This window comes from Nitratidesulfovibrio oxamicus (genome assembly GCF_015731765.1).
GTDB lineage: Bacteria > Desulfobacterota > Desulfovibrionia > Desulfovibrionales > Desulfovibrionaceae > Cupidesulfovibrio > Cupidesulfovibrio oxamicus.
Genome location: NZ_VRYY01000517.1, coordinates 1 through 1,562, shown reverse-complemented (window position 1 = coordinate 1,562; position 1,562 = coordinate 1). Strand labels below are relative to the sequence as shown.

General features: G+C 71.8%; 1 protein-coding gene. It reads left to right on the top strand.

What is annotated here, in order from left to right; genetic code table 11:
• On the top strand, nt 1–1,562 hold a 1,562-nt coding region (locus tag FVW20_RS14785; protein WP_196610205.1), incomplete at both ends, for a response regulator.

Here is a 1,562-nt window from a genome sequence, read left to right as displayed (position 1 = left end):
GGGCGACGCCACCGCACCGCGCCCTTTCGTGGGCGTGGACCTGACCGACGACCTGCGGGTGGCCCGGCCCATGCCCGACGCCGTCACGGCGGCGGACCACCTGCACCTGGGGCCGGTGGCCCCGCACCGTCCGTTGCAGGTAATCGTGGCCGACGACGTGCCCAGCAACCGCCAGTTGCTGGCCTTTTTCCTGGAAGGGCTGCCCCATGCACCGCTGGAAGCGCGCGGCGCCACCGAGGCGGGCATCCTGTACCGGCGCGCACCCTCGGGCCTGGTCATCATGGACGGCGACATGCCGGAGGACGACATCGTGGCGGCGCTGGCGTCCATCCGCGCCTTCGAGCAGGAACACGGCCTGCCACCGGTGCCCGTGCTGGTCCTTGTGTCGCACGAGGCGCAGGCCGAACGCATGCTGGCCGCCGGGTGCACCGAAACCCTGGAAAAACCCCTGACCCGCAGCGGCCTGCGCGCCGCCGTGCAGCGGCTGGCCCCGCCCCATGCCGAGCCGGAGTTGCAGCCCGAACACACGGGCTATGCCGGATACGGGGCCGACGCAGCGGAACTGCCGTACGGCGGGGAAAGCGACGACGCCCACGCCGCGCCGCCGGAATTCGCGGAACTGCCGGACCTGTTCCTGTCCGATGCCGGGAACGGCGCGGATGCCGACAATCCTGATCATGCCGACCATGCCGGGACAGGTGGGCTTTCGCTGGCCGGAGATGCTGCTCCGGACTGGAACACCGCTCCGGACTGGAATGCCGCCGAGGCAACGCAGGACCATGTCTATCCGTATGACGCCCCGCTTCACGCCCCGGCGCAGTCCCATGCCACAGGCATGGGCGCACTGTCGGCACCGCAGAACGATGAATTCCGGCCCGACGATGCCATGGCCGACGAGAACGCACCTGCCGCGCCCGAGGCTGAAGCGCCCACGTCGTGGCACCCCTGGGAGCGCCCCGCGCCTGGCCTGGCGGCAGCCGGGGCAACGGAAGGTGACGCTCCGGATGCCGACACGCAGGAACAGCCCCCGCATGTGACCGATGCCCATGCAGGCCACGCTGATGCCGCCCGGACCATGCCCCATGCGGCTGGCCCGGACGAAGCCGAGGAACTGCCCGACCTGTTCGGCGCGGCCATCTTTGCCGTGGGGCACGCCGTTCCCGCCGCCGGGACGCAGCCCTTGGCACCCGGTGCGGCCCCGGCGTCCGCCCCCCCTCTGGCGACCGGCCTATCGCATGAAGGCGGAGCACTGCCCGAGGGCGGATCGTTACTGGACCTCATCGTTACCGACGTCGAGGATGCCGAACCCGATGACGACGCCCCGACCGCGTCGGGCCAGCCCACGTCAACTCCGGCCTCGGCAGCCCCGGTATCTGCAAGCCCGACCCCGTCGGTCGAGGCGGAGGAAGCCGCCGCCACTGTCGCGGCTGCGGCCACGCCAGTCGCTGCTGCGGCCCCGACCTGGGACAATGATTTCGAGGAATCGGTGGGCGACCCCATGCCTTTGGCGACCGCGCCTGCCCAGCCGCCGGTTGCGGGCGCTGCCGCAACCACCGCCCGGC